We start from the raw sequence: 14,032 nt of genomic DNA on the forward strand, positions 1-14,032 counted from the left end.
CGCCAGTACGCCCTGACGGACGACGCCATATGCTTTATTTTTCGCGCTTCAAGATGATCCTGATCTGGCTGGCCGTGGCCGCCACAGTGGTCCTCGCTGCGCCCAACCTTTTTTCCGCCAGCACGCTGGCCAAGCTGCCCGACTGGGTGCCGAAGCGGCAGATGACGCTTGGCCTCGACCTGCAGGGCGGCTCGCATATCCTGCTCAGGATGGATCCGAACGATCTGATCAAAGATCGGCTGGAGACGACGCGCGACGAAATCAGGACGCTGCTGCGCGATGCCAAGATCGGCTATACCGGCCTTGCCGGAACGGGCCGCACGGTGCAGGTCCGCATCACCGATCCCGCACAGATCGAGGCTGCCAAGAAGGCGTTGAAGACGTTGACCGATCCGGTGGCGGCCGGCTTGTTCAGCGGCGGCTCGATCCAGGAGATGACGCTGGATGATTCCGAGCCCGGCCTGCTCAAGTTCACCGTCACCGATGCGGGCATCAAATATCGTACTTCGGCAGCGCTGACGCAGTCGATCGAGGTCGTCGGCCGCCGCGTCAATGAACTCGGCACGACCGAGCCGATCGTGCAGCGGCAAGGTGACGACCGCATCCTGGTGCAGGTGCCGGGTCTCCAAGACCCGCAACGGCTGAAGGAAATTCTTGGCCAGACCGCCAAGCTGACCTTCCAGATGGTCGACCAATCGATGCCGGTGCAGGACGCGCTGAACGGCCGTCCGCCGCCGGGATCCTCGGTGCTGTATTCGCAGGACGACCCGCCGGTTCCGTATCTGATCGAGAACCGCGTCATCGTTTCGGGTGAAAACCTCGTCGATGCCCAGGCGACGTTCAACTCCCAGAACAACGAGCCGGTTGTTTCGTTTCGCTTCGATTCGAAAGGGGCGCAGCGGTTCGGCCAGGCGACATCACAGAACGTCGGCAAGCTGTTTGCCATCATCCTCGACAATCAGGTGATTTCGGCACCGCAGATCCGCGAACCGATCCCCGGCGGCACCGGCCAGATATCGGGGAATTTCACCGCTGAGAGCGCCAACGACCTCGCCGTGCTGCTGCGCGCCGGCGCCTTGCCGGCGACGCTGACGGTGATCGAGGAGCGCACTGTGGGCCCTGGCCTCGGACAGGATTCCATTCATGCCGGCAAAGTCGCCGGCATCATCGGTTCGATCCTGGTTGTGGCGTTCATGTTTGTCGCCTACGGCTTCTTCGGCTTTCTCGCCAACATCGCGCTGGCGGTGCATGTGGCGATGATCGTCGGGCTGCTGTCGCTGCTTGGAGCGACGCTGACCTTGCCCGGTATCGCCGGTATCGTGCTGACCATCGGCATGGCGGTCGATTCCAACGTGCTGATCTATGAACGCATCCGCGAGGAGCGACGTGCCGGCCGCTCGGTCATCCAGGCGATCGATACCGGTTTCAGCAAGGCGCTGGCCACAATCGTCGATTCCAACGTCACCTCGCTGATCGCGACCGTGGTGCTGTTCTATCTCGGCACCGGGCCGGTGAAGGGCTTTGCCGTCACCTATGCCATCGGCATCCTGACCACGGTCTTCACCGCCTTCACCTTCACCCGCCTGCTGGTGTCGATCTGGCTTCGCCGGGCCCGTCCGAAGGAGTTGCCGCGGGCGCCTGTGACTTTCGTTCCGCCCGGAACGAAAATTCCGTTTATGGGCATCCGCCGCTGGACGTTCACGCTGTCCAGCGTGCTTTCAGTCCTGTCGGTCGTCGGGTTCATGACCATCGACATCAATTACGGCATCGATTTCAAGGGCGGCTCGCTGATCGAGGTGCAGTCCAAGACCGGCAATGCCGATCTGGCCGACATCCGCGGCAGGCTGACGGAACTCAATATCGGTGAGGTGCAGGTTCAGCAGTTCGGCGAGCCGAACGACGTGCTGATCCGCGTCGGTACGCAGGAGGGCGGCGAGAATGCCGAGCAGACCGTCATCGACAAGGTGCGCGGCGAACTGCAAGACCAGTACGATTTCCGCCGCGTCGAAGTGGTGGGGCCGACGGTCTCGGGCGAGCTTGCCAAGCAAGGCACCATCGCCATGCTTGTCGCGCTGCTCGGCATCCTGATCTATGTCTGGTTCCGCTTCGAATGGCAGTTCGCGGTCGGCGCCATCGTTGCGACCGTGCATGACGTGGTCATGACGATCGGCTTCTTCGTCATTACCGGCCTGGAATTCAACCAGTCGTCGCTGGCGGCGATCCTCACCATCATCGGTTATTCGCTCAACGATACGATCGTCGTCTATGACCGTGTTCGCGAGGATCTGCGAAAATACAAGCGAATGCCGCTGCCGCAATTGCTGAACAACGCCATCAACGAGACGCTGTCGAGGACGACGCTGACCTCGGTGACGACGATCCTGGCGCTGCTGGCGCTGGTGCTGTTCGGCGGCGAGGTGATCCGCTCGTTCACCATGGCCATGCTGTTCGGCGTCGTGTTCGGCACCTATTCGTCGATCTTTATCGCCGCGCCACTGCTTATCCTGTTCAAGCTGCGGCCGCAGGCCACAGCATCCGATGAGGAAAAGCCGGTGGGCGGCGGCAAAGCCATAGCCACCTGACGGCTTGCCGCAAAAGTGGCCAAGGGCATCGTCATCCGCGAGGCGCATTTCCCCGGCCGCGCACCGATCGAGGCTTACGGCAATGGCGGTTTCCGCTTTGCCGACATGTCGCACCGCGGCTCGCTGCTGTGCCTGCCTTCTGGCATCTATGGCTGGGAGCCGGCCGATCCGCTGGCGCTGACGGCAGCGGATTTCACCAAGCTGTTCAACGAGGCCGACAAGGTCGAGATCCTGCTGGTCGGCAGCGGCAAGGATCTGAGGCCATTGCCGGCGGCGTTGCGTGCTGCGCTGAAGGATGCCGGCATTTCCGCCGATCCGATGTCGACCGGGGCGGCAGTGCGGACCTATAATGTGCTGCTGGCTGAAGACCGCGCCGTGGCCGCAGCACTCATCGCCGTCGACTGACGTGGCCGAAAACACCAAAGCCGTCATGGAGACGGTGCGCGCCGCCGATCATGACCGCTATCTCGCCGCGCTCTACGCGCCCGAAGACAAGCGGGACGCGGTGTTTTCGCTCTATGCCTTCAACGCCGAAATTGCCGGCATACGCGATCGCATCCGCGAAGCGCTGCCGGGTGAAGTCCGGCTGCAATGGTGGCGAGACGTCATCGCCGCCGAAGAGGATCGCGCTAAGGTCGGCCATCCCGTGGCGGACGCGCTGAGGGCGACTATTTCCGCTCACCGCCTGCCCAAGGCCGCTTTCGACAATATGCTCGAAGCGCGCGTCTTCGATCTCTATGACGACCCGATGCCGTCGCGCACCGATCTCGAAGGCTATTGCGGCGAGACTGCCGCCGCGCTCATCCAGCTTGCGGCGATGGTGCTCGATCCGGTCGAAGCACCGCGCTTTGCCGAACTTGCCGGCAGGGCAGGTTGTGCGCAGGCGATGACCGGTCTCCTGCTTCTGCTGCCGCTGCATCGTAAGCGGGGACAGTGCTTCGTTCCGGCCGACATTCTGGCTGCGGCGGGATCGTCGCCGCAAGAGTTCGCTACAGGTGACGGCGGGCCGGGCGCGGAACGCGCCGTTGCCGCGATGATCGCGCTGGCACGCGAGCATCTCTCAGCTTTCGAGCAGGGGGCGTCCGCCCTGCCGATTTCACTGCGTCCGGCGTTTCTGCCGCTGGCGCTGACGGGCGCCTATCTCGGCAAGATGGACGGCTCCCGCCATTCACCGCTTGATGGCGCGGTGCGGCTTTCGGCCTTGCGCCGGCATTGGCTCTTGTTCCGGCGCGCAACGCGGGGCTGGCCGGTCGCATAAAGGCTGCCGCGTAGCCAACCCGACAGTTATTCCGCAGCTTCCGCCTGCGCCGGCAGCCCGAGCCATTCGCGGCAATCGGCCAGCGCGCGCGATGTCACCGCGTGCCGCTTGGCGACCGTCTTGTCCTTGCCGCGCAGCCGCTTGCCTTCGATCTTTGGCGCGTCCACGGGCGGGAACAGGCCGAAATTGACGTTCATCGGCTGGAAAGAGCGCTTTCCCGGCTCGTCGTCGGAGACAATATGGCCGCCGGTGATGTGGTTGAGCAGCGCGCCGAAAGCGGTGGTCAACGGCGGCAGCGACGGCGCATGGCCAAGCCTTTCGGCGGCGGCGAAACGCCCGGCGAGCAGGCCGATGGCGGCACTCTCGACATAGCCCTCACAGCCGGTGATCTGGCCGGCAAAACGCAAGCCGGGCCGCGACTTCAACTGCAGCGAAGCGTCGAGCAGCGTCGGCGAATTGATGTAGGTGTTGCGGTGCAGGCCGCCGAGGCGGGCGAACTCGGCGTTTTCCAGCCCGGGAATGGTGCGGAAAATGCGCACCTGCTCGGCGTGCTTCAGCTTGGTCTGGAAGCCGACCATGTTGTAGAGCGTGCCCAGTGCGTTGTCCTGGCGAAGCTGGACGACGGCATTGGCCTTTACAGACGGATTGTGTGCATTGGTCAGCCCCATCGGCTTCATCGGCCCGTAACGCAATGTCTCGATGCCACGCTCGGCCATCACCTCGATCGGCAGGCAGCCGTCGAAATAGGGCGTGCCTTCCCATTGCTTGAATTCGGTTTTCTGGCCGTCGACCAGCGCCTGCACGAAGGCAAGGTACTGCTCCTTGTCCATCGGGCAGTTGATGTAATCCTTGCCGGTGCCGCCGGGGCCGACCTTGTCGTAGCGCGACTGGAACCAGCAGATATCCATGTCGATCGTGTCGAAATGGACGATCGGCGCGATGGCGTCGAAGAAGGCGAGCGCGTCGGCGCCGGTTGCTTCCGCGATCGACTGGGCGAGCGAAGGGGCGGTCAGCGGGCCGGTGGCGACGATCGCCTGGTCCCAGTCCGCCGGCGGCAGGCCAGGCACTTCCTCGCGCCGGATGGTGATGAGTGGGTGCGCTTCGAGCTTTCTGGTGACCGCTTCGGAAAATCCGTCGCGGTCGACGGCCAGCGCACCGCCGGCCGGCACCTGGTGCGCGTCGCCGGCGCTCATGATCAGCGAACCGGCGAGCCGCATTTCGGCATGCAGCAGGCCGACGGCATTGGCTTGCGCATCGTCGGAGCGGAAGGAATTGGAACAGACGAGCTCGGCCAGCCCGTCGGTCTTGTGCGCATCGGTGCCGCGGACGGGACGCATTTCATGCAGGATAACCGGAATGCCGGCTTCGGCCGCCTGCCAAGCAGCTTCGGAGCCGGCGAGACCGCCACCGATGACGTGAATGGGATTTGTGTTCATGAGCGCCGAAATAATCCCTTGGCGCGGCGATTGCAATTACACGAATCAGCCGCGCTGTTGCCGCCACGCGCTGCAATCGTCTACTATTGCGAATGGGTGGGAGTCTCGGGGTCTTTGCCAGAGCGACATTTCTGACAGTCGTGATCGCCGTGGGCGGATCAGCAGCGGCCGGCGAACCGGCCGCGACGGCTTCCAAGCGGATCCCCATATGCCATGGTTACGGTTGCAACTATCGCACGACGCTGGCGCTTGGCCCCAGTGACGGTGCGCGTTTCCGCTCTATCCTGCGTGCGGGCGCGGGTTCGCCCCAGGCCGAGCGCTCCGCTATTTCGAAGGCCGTCCGCTATTTCGAACAGCGCATTTTCCAGGCCATCGGCGTCCGCGACCAGCCGCAGTCGAAATTCGGTGCATCGCGCGTCAGGGGCCAGATGGATTGTGTCGACGAATCGACCAATACGCATGCGTTGCTGGTCTATCTTGCCGAGCGAAAACTGCTCAGGTTTCATAAGGTCGAGGACAAGGCCTCGCGAGGCCTGTTTGTCGACGGGCGCTATCCGCATTGGACGGCGGTGATCAGCGACCGCGGCGGTACAGAATGGGTGGTGGATTCCTGGTATGCGCCGATGGGCGGCGCGCCGGATATTTTTCCGCTGAGCCAGTGGAAGAAGCGAGGCGTGCTGAAGAGCGGCGCGCTGGACTGACGACGGGGACGTCCCGCCAAAACGGCTCCCAGGGCGTTTCGAGCCTGAAAACAACAACACCCGCCGGGGGAGGAGGTCCGGCGGGTGTCGTTTTGTTGGCCGATCCTCGGGAGGAGGTGAAGATCGACCGTATTCGTCATCGCCGGGGAGGAGGTCGGCTTTGACGAAATTCCTTTCGCCATTTGAAAGGGCGCGAAACCCTTTTTAGAAACAACTTAGAAACAACGCCCGCCGGGGGAGGAGGTCCGGCGGGCGCCGTTTTTGTGGTCAACCCTCGGGAGGAGGTGAAGGCTGACCGTATCCGTCAGGGTCGGGGAGGAGGTCGACCCTGGCGAAATTCTGCTGGTTAGATCGCCCTGCGAGCGACCATCTTGATCTCGTCGCGGACTATGCCGAGATCGTTGAGCTGGCGGTTTGACAGGCGACCCAGCTCGGTAACCGTCTCGCGGTAGACGCGCCAGTTACGATAGTTGCGGATCAGGTTCATTGTCGTTCTCTTTCAAAACTGGTTCGGACCATTTGCGGTCCGAAAGGATTAGACCGCCTTGCGGGCGACGTAGTGGATGTCGCCGCGGCTGATGCCGAGGTCGGTCAGTTCACGGGTGCTCAGGCGGCTCAGCTCAGAAACGGTGTCCCGGTAGCGGCGCCAGTTGCGATAGTTGCGGATCAGGTTCATGGTATTCTCGTTTCGTCTTTCTTTCGGATCATTCCGTCTTTGTGTGCACCGTGAAGATAAGAGGGGTCATATCGATTTAAAAGCGCTATTGGTGCATGGCAGCAATGCAAATTGTGCATTGCAGCATTAACGCGCGTCCGGTTTTCCGCCCAGATCGGAAAATGCCGTCAGGTCAAACGCTTGGGCGGACGAGCTAAAAGGGCCAAACAAAGGGGGAGGGGCATGGCGAGCTATTCGTCACGGGTCAGGTTGGATATCGCACGATGGCAGCAGGCCGGCCTGATCGACGCGCCGACAGCCGACGTGCTGACGCGCGACGTCGAGGCCAACGAACGCAAATCGCTGAGCTTCGGCTCGATCCTGGCGATGATGGCGGCACTGTTGTTCGGCGCGGCCATCCTGATCTTCATCGCCGCCAACTGGGAAGTCATCCCGCGGCTGGTACGGGTCGCAGCACTCTTTGCCGTTATCCTTGCCGGCTATGTCGGCGGCGCGGTGCTGAAGATGCGTGACCATGCGGCGATCGGCGAAGCGCTGTGGATCGTGGCGGCAGCAGCGTTCGGCGGATCGATCGCGCTGATCGGCCAGATGTACCATTTGTCGGGCGACGAGGCCTCCGCCGTGGTCACCTGGGGCGCCGGCACGGCGCTGGCGGCGGTGGCGCTGCGCTCGAACCCGCTGACCGTCGCTGCCCTCGGCATCGCCGATGCCTGGCTGTTCCTGAAAGGCTTCGAGTATCGCGCAGAATTCCCGCATCTCTTCGTCGTCATGGCGCTAGTGCTGTTTGCCGTTTCGTTCTGGACGCGCAGCCAGGCGGCGCGCCACCTGATCATCCTGTCGGTGCTGTTCTATCTCGTGCTCCTGGTGACGCGGTACGACACGCTGCAAGTCGCCATTCCGCTCGTTGTCGCGTCGGTGCTGCTTTTTATCGCTGCGATCTTTGCTGCCGGGCCGGTCGACAGGATCTTGCAACTGGGTGGCAGGCTGCCCCTGCACGCGCTGATCGGCTTTCTCACCGGCCTGGCGATGATCCAGTTCGAACTGGCGGATGAAAGCAGCTACAGCAGCGGCTTCGCCATTGCCTCGGCTGTTGCGCTGGCCGGCATCGTCGCGGCGATCGTGCTGGGCGGCCGCGAGAGCCGAGGACTGCGCTGGGTTGCCTATGCGGGCTTCGCCTTCGAACTCGCCATCATCTATGTGGTGATGCTGCAATCAATGCTCGACACGGCAGGCTTCTTCCTTGCGGCGGCGGTGCTTCTCGCCGTTCTTGCTTTCATTATCATCCGCATAGAAAAGCGCATGAACGCTCCGGATATGACAGGAGCAGCAGCATGATGACCGGCAAAAGACTGATCATCTCGGCGCTGGCCCTGGCGCTTGTCCAGATCGGCTTCCTGAGCTGGATCATCGCCGGACGCGCGGCGATCCTGCGCGACGGCAAGCAGGTCCTGCTCAGGGTCGAGCCGATCGATCCGCGCGATCTCTTGCGCGGTGACTATATTTCGCTTGGCTACGAGATTTCGCGCATACCGGTGAAGCTGATCGGCAACATTCCAGCCGGCAAGCTGGCGAGTGACGACACGCCGATCGTGGTCAGGCTGAAGCCGGGCGCCGACGGCTATTGGGGTCCGACCGCGGCTTGGTTCGGGCAAGCGCCGGCGCCGGCAGCATCCGGTGAAGCCGATATCGTCGGACACGTCTCCGAGGGCTCGGATCTCAGCGCAGCCACGACGATCGCGCCGGATTACGGCATCGAGCGCTTCTATCTGCCGGAAGGCGAGGGGATGGCGATCCAGAACGACATGCGGGTGCGGCCGTTCGGCATCCGCGTCGCGATCGCGGCCAACGGCACGGCGCAGATCAAGGCGCTGGTGGATGGCGACAAGACACTGTTCGAGGAGCCGCTTTACTAGATCGCGCTACAGCCTTGGCAATGATCCTCCTTCGGAGGAACTCCGAGTGGCCTGCCACCCGAAGAAGAGCGAAGGGTGGTGCGGATGAAGGGACTCGAACCCCCACGCCTTTCGGCACTGGAACCTAAATCCAGGGCGTCTACCAATTCCGCCACATCCGCATTGCCCGGCCAATCCCATGTAGCCATCATTCTGTCAATGTCAGAGCCCACATCGGCATCATTGGCCGGAATGCAAAGATGGTTGAAAATCAGCGTCGCCTGTGACAAAAGGCGTGTCGAATGTGACGGGACGCGACGATCCGCTTCTGCAGAATGTGATAAGAAGTAGGAAAAACAAAGACTTATTCACATTTTGGAGCGTATTTCTGGAGGATTTGTGCCGCGTTGGGCGGACAAATCGCCAAGTCCCGCACCAAAAGCCATTCCCGGCAAGATCATACCGGCAGGCTGTGAACGGCAGGGGCCGTTTGACGGCCTCATTGGTGGAAACAAAGGTTTTATGATGCAGGTCACCGAAACGCTCAACTCCGGTCTCAAGCGCGAGATCAAGATCACCGTGCCGGCCCGTGACATGGAAGCCAAGCTGATGGCGCGGCTTTCCGACGCCAGGAACAAGGTCCGCATCAACGGCTTCCGCCCCGGCAAGGTGCCGGTGCAGCATCTGCGCAAAGTCTATGGCAAATCGTTCATGGCCGAAGTGGTCAACGAGATCCTCAACGACTCGACCCGTTCGATCATCACCGGGCGCGGCGAAAAGGCTGCCATGCAGCCCGAAGTGATCATGACCGAGGACGAGAAGGAAGCCGAGAAGATCCTGGCCGGCGGCGCAGATTTCGAGTTCCGCCTGAACTATGAGGTCATTCCGCCGATCGAGATCAAGGATTTCTCCGACATCAAGGTGACGCGTCATGTATTCGAAGTGCCTGATGAGGAGATCGATGAACAGGTCAAGCGTGTCGCCGAGTCGGCGCGCACTTATGAGCCGAAGACCGGCAAGGCCGCCGAGGGCGACCGCGTGACCCTCGATTATGTCGGCAAGATCGACGGCGAAGCCTTCGGCGGCGGCGCCGGCACCGATCAGCCGCTGGTGCTCGGCTCGAAGGAATTCATCCCTGGCTTCGAGGACCAGCTGGTCGGCAGCAAGGCCGGCGACGAGAAGCAGGTCACGGTTACCTTCCCGGAAAACTACCAGGCGGCGCATCTGGCCGGCAAGGAAGCCACTTTCGACGTGACCGTCAAGGAAGTGTCGAAGCCCGGCGAACTTGAGATCAACGACGAGATGGCCAAAAACCTCGGCCTGGAGTCGCTGGAGCGCCTGCGCGAGGTGGTGCGCGGTCAGATCGAAAATCAGTTCGGCTCGATGACGCGCCAGAAGGTCAAGCGCCAGTTGCTCGACCAACTCGACGCCGCCTACTCGTTCGAGGCGCCGTCCAAGCTCGTCGAGGCCGAATTCAACAACATCTGGAACCAGGTCAACCGCGATCTCGAAGCCGCCGGGCGCACCTTTGCGGACGAAGAGACGACGGAAGAGGAAGCGCGTGCCGAATATAAGCGGCTTGCCGAGCGCCGCGTGCGTCTCGGCCTGGTTCTCGCCGAAATCGGCGAGAAGGCCGGCGTCACGGTGACGGACGAGGAATTGCAGCGCGGCCTGTTCGAGCAGGTGCGTCGCTATCCGGCCAACCAGCAGCAGGAAGCCTTCGAATTCTATCGCAACAATCCCGAGGCGCTGAATACGTTGCGCGCGCCGATGTTCGAAGAGAAGGTGGTCGACCATCTGCTTGGCCAGATCTCGGTCACCGACGTCAAGGTCAGCAAGGAAGAGCTGCTGGCCGACGACGAGGATACGGAGACGACCAAGGCCAAGCCGGCGAAGAAGGCGGCTGCGAAAAAAGCCGACACCAAGAAGGCCGACGACGACGCTGAAGAGCCCAAGAAGAAGGCTGCGCCGAAGAAGAAGGCCGCCAAGGAGGCTGAATAACGTCCCTGCTGAATTCCAAAAGGCCGCCTTCTCGAGGCGGCCTTTTTCGTTGTGGCGCGGGCGCAACGGATTTCACGCATCTGGCGGTCGAGGTGGCGATACGAAGCTTTGATGATTATCTGCGCTGGGTTGCGGATCGCAGCGGTTGTTGGAGGCATCGTTGAGACAGTTCTTCGGTATCGGAAGCGTGGTCGCGGCGGCGTTCCTGCTTGCGTCGGTCTACGGCATCGCCCAGGCTGACACGGTTCTCGACAACTGGCGGTTCGACAAGACCAGCGACGGTCTTGTCACCGCCTCGCTTTACGCTACCAACAAGCTCATCACCGGCGGCGGCGCATTGAGCTACAGCCCGGTATTGACGATTGCCTGCCGGACCGCCGGCGAACCGCGTTGGAGCGAATGGCTGCAGCTGAGCGATACTGTTTCCGCCAGCCGAACCATCGCCATGTCGGTGACTGTCGACCAATCCGGCAAGCTCAACGAAAGCTGGTCGGTCGGCCCGCGCAGCAGGATGCTGGTGCGCGACGGTGCCGACGGCATCAGGCGACTGATTTCCGCGGACCGGCTGCTGCTGTCCTGGCGGTTCGGGCTGCTGTCGGGGCGCGGCAAAGCCGAGTTTGACCTCGCCGGAGTTGAAGAGGCGGTCGGCCGGATCGCCACCACCTGCAACACCAAATTGCCTTGAGCAGATTGTCCGCATGAAACCTTTGCATGGCCGAACTCTACCTGCCGGCCGGGTTCCGTGGTATGTAGGTGCCGCAACTCCAGGCAGTGGATATCCGTTCTGCCATTCAAGAGCGCATGCCAGCGGACTAGATGTCGGCCTGTGCAGGTCAGCCAGGGCAAATTGGCGATCAGGGAGGAAATGCCATGCGTGCCATTGTGTTTTTTATCATCATGTCGGTCGCGACCGTCATCGCCGGCCCCTCGTGGGCTCAGGATGCCGCGGCGGGTGAGAAGGTCTTCGCCAAATGCAAGGTCTGCCACGTCGCGGACAAGGATCAGAACAAGGTCGGTCCGTCGTTGAACGGCGTCATCGGCCGAACGGCCGGCACGCATCCGGGGTTCAGCTATTCCAAGGCGATGACCGAGGCCGGCAAGTCCGGCGTCAAATGGGATGAGGCCACGCTGACGAGCTACCTTCGCGATCCCAAGGCGATGGTCAAAGGAACGAAGATGGCGTTTCCCGGCCTCAAGAAAGACGAGGACATCGTCAATGTCATTGCCTATCTGAAGCAATTCTCCAAATAACGCGGCTCTTCCGCCGGATCTTGGTATCGCAAACAGGTCGAGGCATAGCCTCGGCCGCAATCTGCCGGCAGTGTCGGTGGGGAGGGCGGCTTGTTGCAAAAAAGACATTGGCCGGCTAGGCTGCCGTTCCCATCGGTGGTCGTCTGAATGTCGACTGAAGAAAGCCGTCTCAAGGATACCGGCATCCGCCTCTCGGAGGCGACGGCGGGTGATTTCCTTGCGCTTTTGAAACCACGGGTCATGGCGCTTGCCGTGTTTACTGCGTTCGTCGGCCTGATGATGGCGCCCGGCGTAATGAATCCAGTTATCGCCGTAATCGCCATCGGCGCAATTGCGGTTGGAGCAGGGGCGGCCGGCGCGCTCAATATGTGGTACGACGCAGACATAGACGCCTTGATGTCTCGCACGTCCAAGCGACCAATTCCGTCAGGCCGCGTCACGCCTGGCGAAGCTCTCGGCTTCGGCTTGGTGCTTTCCGCACTGTCGGTCATGACGCTCGGCGTGCTGGTGGGATGGCTTGCCGCATCGCTGTTGGCGTTCACCATCTTCTTCTATGTCGTTATCTACACGATGTGGCTGAAACGCTCGACGCCACAGAATATCGTCATAGGCGGCGCGGCAGGCGCCCTTCCTCCGGTGATCGGGTGGGCGGCTGCAACCGGCGCAATCGGCATCGAAAGTGTCATTCTGTTTCTGATCATTTTCCTCTGGACGCCGCCTCATTTCTGGGCGCTGGCCCTTTTCAAGGTCGGCGACTATGCCGCGGCGGGCATCCCGATGATGCCGAATGTGGCCGGCCAGCACTCGACCAGAAAACAAATCTTCGCCTATTCGCTGGTCTTGGCGCCAATCGGCGTGCTTCCTTGGGCCTTCGGCTTCGCCAGCGGATACTACGGCACTGCTTCAGCAGCGTTGGGCGCAGGGTTCATTTGGCACGCCTGGAAGGTCCTCGTCGCCGACAAGGAGATGAAGCCGGCAAAGGCGTTGTTTGCGTATTCGATTGTCTATCTTTTCGCGATCTTCGCGGCGCTGCTTGCCGACACCATTGTAATGCGAGTGGTCGCGTCAGCCGGCTATTGAGCCCGGCTAAAAACATCACGTTGGCAGAGCACAAAATCCCAGCAACAGCAGAATAACGATGCCAAGGCCGAGTATGAGAACTGTCCTTCCATCCATGACCTTCACCTTCGTCTAGAAGAGCATATCGAAGAAAGGTGTCCAGAGCTAGTCGGGCTACCCGGGACCTCTTACCCCCGGGGGCCTTCGTACAAAGCGCGACAAGTCCCCCGCATGAGAGTATATTGATCATGGTGCAGGTCGCGGTTTGCGTGGCCAATCACGCAGAACGGCAGCACCGTAAAACGCGACCTTACCGGACCCGGTCTGGAGGAATGGTCATGGCAAGTTTTCACGTGATAGCAGGCGCCAACGAGACGCTGGAACACACCAGAATTCGAAAAATCGGTGTCTCCGATCTTTTTGATGCGCTCAGGCGTGGCGTCGATGATTTCATGGTCAAGCCGTCGCACATCGTTTTTCTCTGCCTGATCTACCCGCTTGCGGGGGTCGTGCTTGCCGTCTGGACATCAGGCAACAACACGCTGCCATTGTTGTTTCCGCTTGTGTCCGGCTTTGCGCTAATTGGTCCGTTCGCGGCGATCGGCCTCTATGAGATCAGCCGGCGACGGGAAGCCGGGCTCGATGCCTCGTGGAGGCACGCCTTTGAGGTCAGAAGTTCTCCGGCGCTGCCGGCTATTGCGGCGGTCGGCATCATGCTGCTTGCGATATTCATCGCCTGGCTTTTGACGGCCCAGATATTTTACCAGACCGTGTTCGGCCCGGCGCCGCCGCAATCGCTGTCCAGCTTCATCAGTGATATATTCGCCACGGGACGCGGCTGGACACTCATCATCCTGGGTCACGCCATCGGCTTTGTGTTCGCCGCGGTTGTGTTGTGCACCACGGTCGTCGCATTCCCGTTGTTGCTCGACCGCGATGTCGGCGCCTACGAAGCCATCCACACCTCGGTGCGCGTTGTCCTGGCCAACCCGATCGTGATGGCAGTGTGGGGCCTTATTGTCGCCGTCGCCTTGATCATCGGCTCGCTGCCAGTGTTCGCCGGGTTGGCGGTCGTGCTGCCGATCCTTGGTCATGCCACCTGGCATGTCTATCGGAAAGTTGTCGAATCGCCGCCGGCTACCAGACCGTGAGCTGAAAAACCTGTCCTCCGCACCG

14 protein-coding genes and 1 tRNA gene are annotated in these 14,032 nt (G+C 61.7%); 11 read left to right on the forward strand and 4 right to left on the reverse strand.

Annotated features, from left to right (window positions below):
• Positions 1-29: 29 nt before the first annotated feature.
• Genes secDF through NKJ93_RS00300 form a run of 3 tightly spaced genes read left to right on the forward strand, consistent with a single transcriptional unit; the run spans position 30 to position 3,840 of the window.
• Positions 30-2,582 carry a protein translocase subunit SecDF gene (gene secDF / locus NKJ93_RS00290; protein WP_352586940.1) on the forward strand — a complete coding sequence of 851 codons (2,553 nt, stop codon included), beginning with the start codon at positions 30-32 and terminating at the stop codon, positions 2,580-2,582.
• A 15-nt stretch (positions 2,583-2,597) separates the two neighbouring features.
• Positions 2,598-2,987 (forward strand): Mth938-like domain-containing protein, encoded by a 390-nt coding sequence (locus NKJ93_RS00295; protein WP_023720178.1) that lies wholly within the window; start codon positions 2,598-2,600, stop codon positions 2,985-2,987.
• A gap of 25 nt (positions 2,988-3,012) precedes the next feature.
• Positions 3,013-3,840 carry a phytoene/squalene synthase family protein gene (locus NKJ93_RS00300; RefSeq protein ID WP_502896860.1) on the forward strand — a complete coding sequence of 276 codons (828 nt, stop codon included), beginning with the start codon at positions 3,013-3,015 and terminating at the stop codon, positions 3,838-3,840.
• A gap of 26 nt (positions 3,841-3,866) precedes the next feature.
• Here the strand turns inward: NKJ93_RS00300 and trmFO are convergent, their stop codons facing one another.
• The gene (gene trmFO, locus NKJ93_RS00305; RefSeq protein WP_352586946.1) at positions 3,867-5,276 is read right to left on the reverse strand and encodes a methylenetetrahydrofolate--tRNA-(uracil(54)-C(5))-methyltransferase (FADH(2)-oxidizing) TrmFO; all 1,410 of its coding nucleotides are present in this window, start codon (positions 5,274-5,276) and stop codon (positions 3,867-3,869) included.
• A gap of 149 nt (positions 5,277-5,425) precedes the next feature.
• Between trmFO and NKJ93_RS00310 the strand changes: the two genes are divergently transcribed.
• Entirely contained in the window at positions 5,426-5,977 is a 552-nt protein-coding gene (locus NKJ93_RS00310) for a hypothetical protein (RefSeq protein ID WP_245278626.1), read from the forward strand.
• 346 nt (positions 5,978-6,323) lie between these two features.
• Here NKJ93_RS00310 and NKJ93_RS00315 read toward each other — a convergent pair whose 3' ends face one another.
• Together NKJ93_RS00315 and NKJ93_RS00320 are read right to left on the reverse strand one after the other, a co-directional pair.
• A complete protein-coding gene (locus NKJ93_RS00315) occupies positions 6,324-6,464 on the reverse strand; it encodes a DUF1127 domain-containing protein (RefSeq protein WP_023678914.1) in 141 nt (46 codons plus the stop codon).
• 48 nt (positions 6,465-6,512) lie between these two features.
• Positions 6,513-6,653 (reverse strand): DUF1127 domain-containing protein, encoded by a 141-nt coding sequence (locus tag NKJ93_RS00320; RefSeq protein WP_023720174.1) that lies wholly within the window; start codon positions 6,651-6,653, stop codon positions 6,513-6,515.
• A 222-nt stretch (positions 6,654-6,875) separates the two neighbouring features.
• On the opposite strand from NKJ93_RS00320, the gene NKJ93_RS00325 reads away from it, so the two are divergent.
• Together NKJ93_RS00325 and NKJ93_RS00330 are read left to right on the forward strand one after the other, a co-directional pair.
• Positions 6,876-7,988: a DUF2157 domain-containing protein gene (locus tag NKJ93_RS00325; RefSeq protein ID WP_352547331.1), complete on the forward strand. Its 1,113-nt coding sequence runs from the start codon at positions 6,876-6,878 to the stop codon at positions 7,986-7,988.
• Positions 7,985-8,566 carry a GDYXXLXY domain-containing protein gene (locus NKJ93_RS00330; protein WP_031194340.1) on the forward strand — a complete coding sequence of 194 codons (582 nt, stop codon included), beginning with the start codon at positions 7,985-7,987 and terminating at the stop codon, positions 8,564-8,566. Before NKJ93_RS00325 ends, NKJ93_RS00330 begins: the two co-directional genes overlap by 4 nt.
• Before the next feature lie 76 nt (positions 8,567-8,642).
• Here the strand turns inward: NKJ93_RS00330 and NKJ93_RS00335 are convergent.
• Positions 8,643-8,727 (reverse strand) — tRNA-Leu (locus NKJ93_RS00335).
• Positions 8,728-9,070: 343 nt separating this feature from the next.
• On the opposite strand from NKJ93_RS00335, the gene tig reads away from it, so the two are divergent.
• The 5 genes from tig (at position 9,071) to NKJ93_RS00360 (ending at position 14,007) form a co-directional block, all read left to right on the forward strand.
• Positions 9,071-10,546, forward strand: a complete 1,476-nt coding sequence (gene tig / locus NKJ93_RS00340) for a trigger factor (RefSeq protein ID WP_352587896.1) — start codon at positions 9,071-9,073, stop codon at positions 10,544-10,546.
• A gap of 160 nt (positions 10,547-10,706) precedes the next feature.
• Positions 10,707-11,231, forward strand: a complete 525-nt coding sequence (locus NKJ93_RS00345; protein ID WP_352482143.1) for a hypothetical protein — start codon at positions 10,707-10,709, stop codon at positions 11,229-11,231.
• A 212-nt stretch (positions 11,232-11,443) separates the two neighbouring features.
• On the forward strand, positions 11,444-11,797 hold the full coding sequence (locus NKJ93_RS00350) for a c-type cytochrome (RefSeq protein WP_502896297.1): 354 nt from the start codon (positions 11,444-11,446) through the stop codon (positions 11,795-11,797).
• A 147-nt stretch (positions 11,798-11,944) separates the two neighbouring features.
• The gene (locus tag NKJ93_RS00355; RefSeq protein ID WP_352495382.1) at positions 11,945-12,877 is read left to right on the forward strand and encodes a heme o synthase; all 933 of its coding nucleotides are present in this window, start codon (positions 11,945-11,947) and stop codon (positions 12,875-12,877) included.
• 317 nt (positions 12,878-13,194) lie between these two features.
• Positions 13,195-14,007, forward strand: coding sequence for a DUF2189 domain-containing protein (locus NKJ93_RS00360; protein WP_352482145.1), 813 nt, complete (start codon positions 13,195-13,197; stop codon positions 14,005-14,007).
• Positions 14,008-14,032: the final 25 nt, after the last annotated feature.

Origin of the sequence: Mesorhizobium sp. M0028 (genome assembly GCF_040323855.1) — a bacterium.
Taxonomy (GTDB): Bacteria; Pseudomonadota; Alphaproteobacteria; order Rhizobiales; family Rhizobiaceae; genus Mesorhizobium.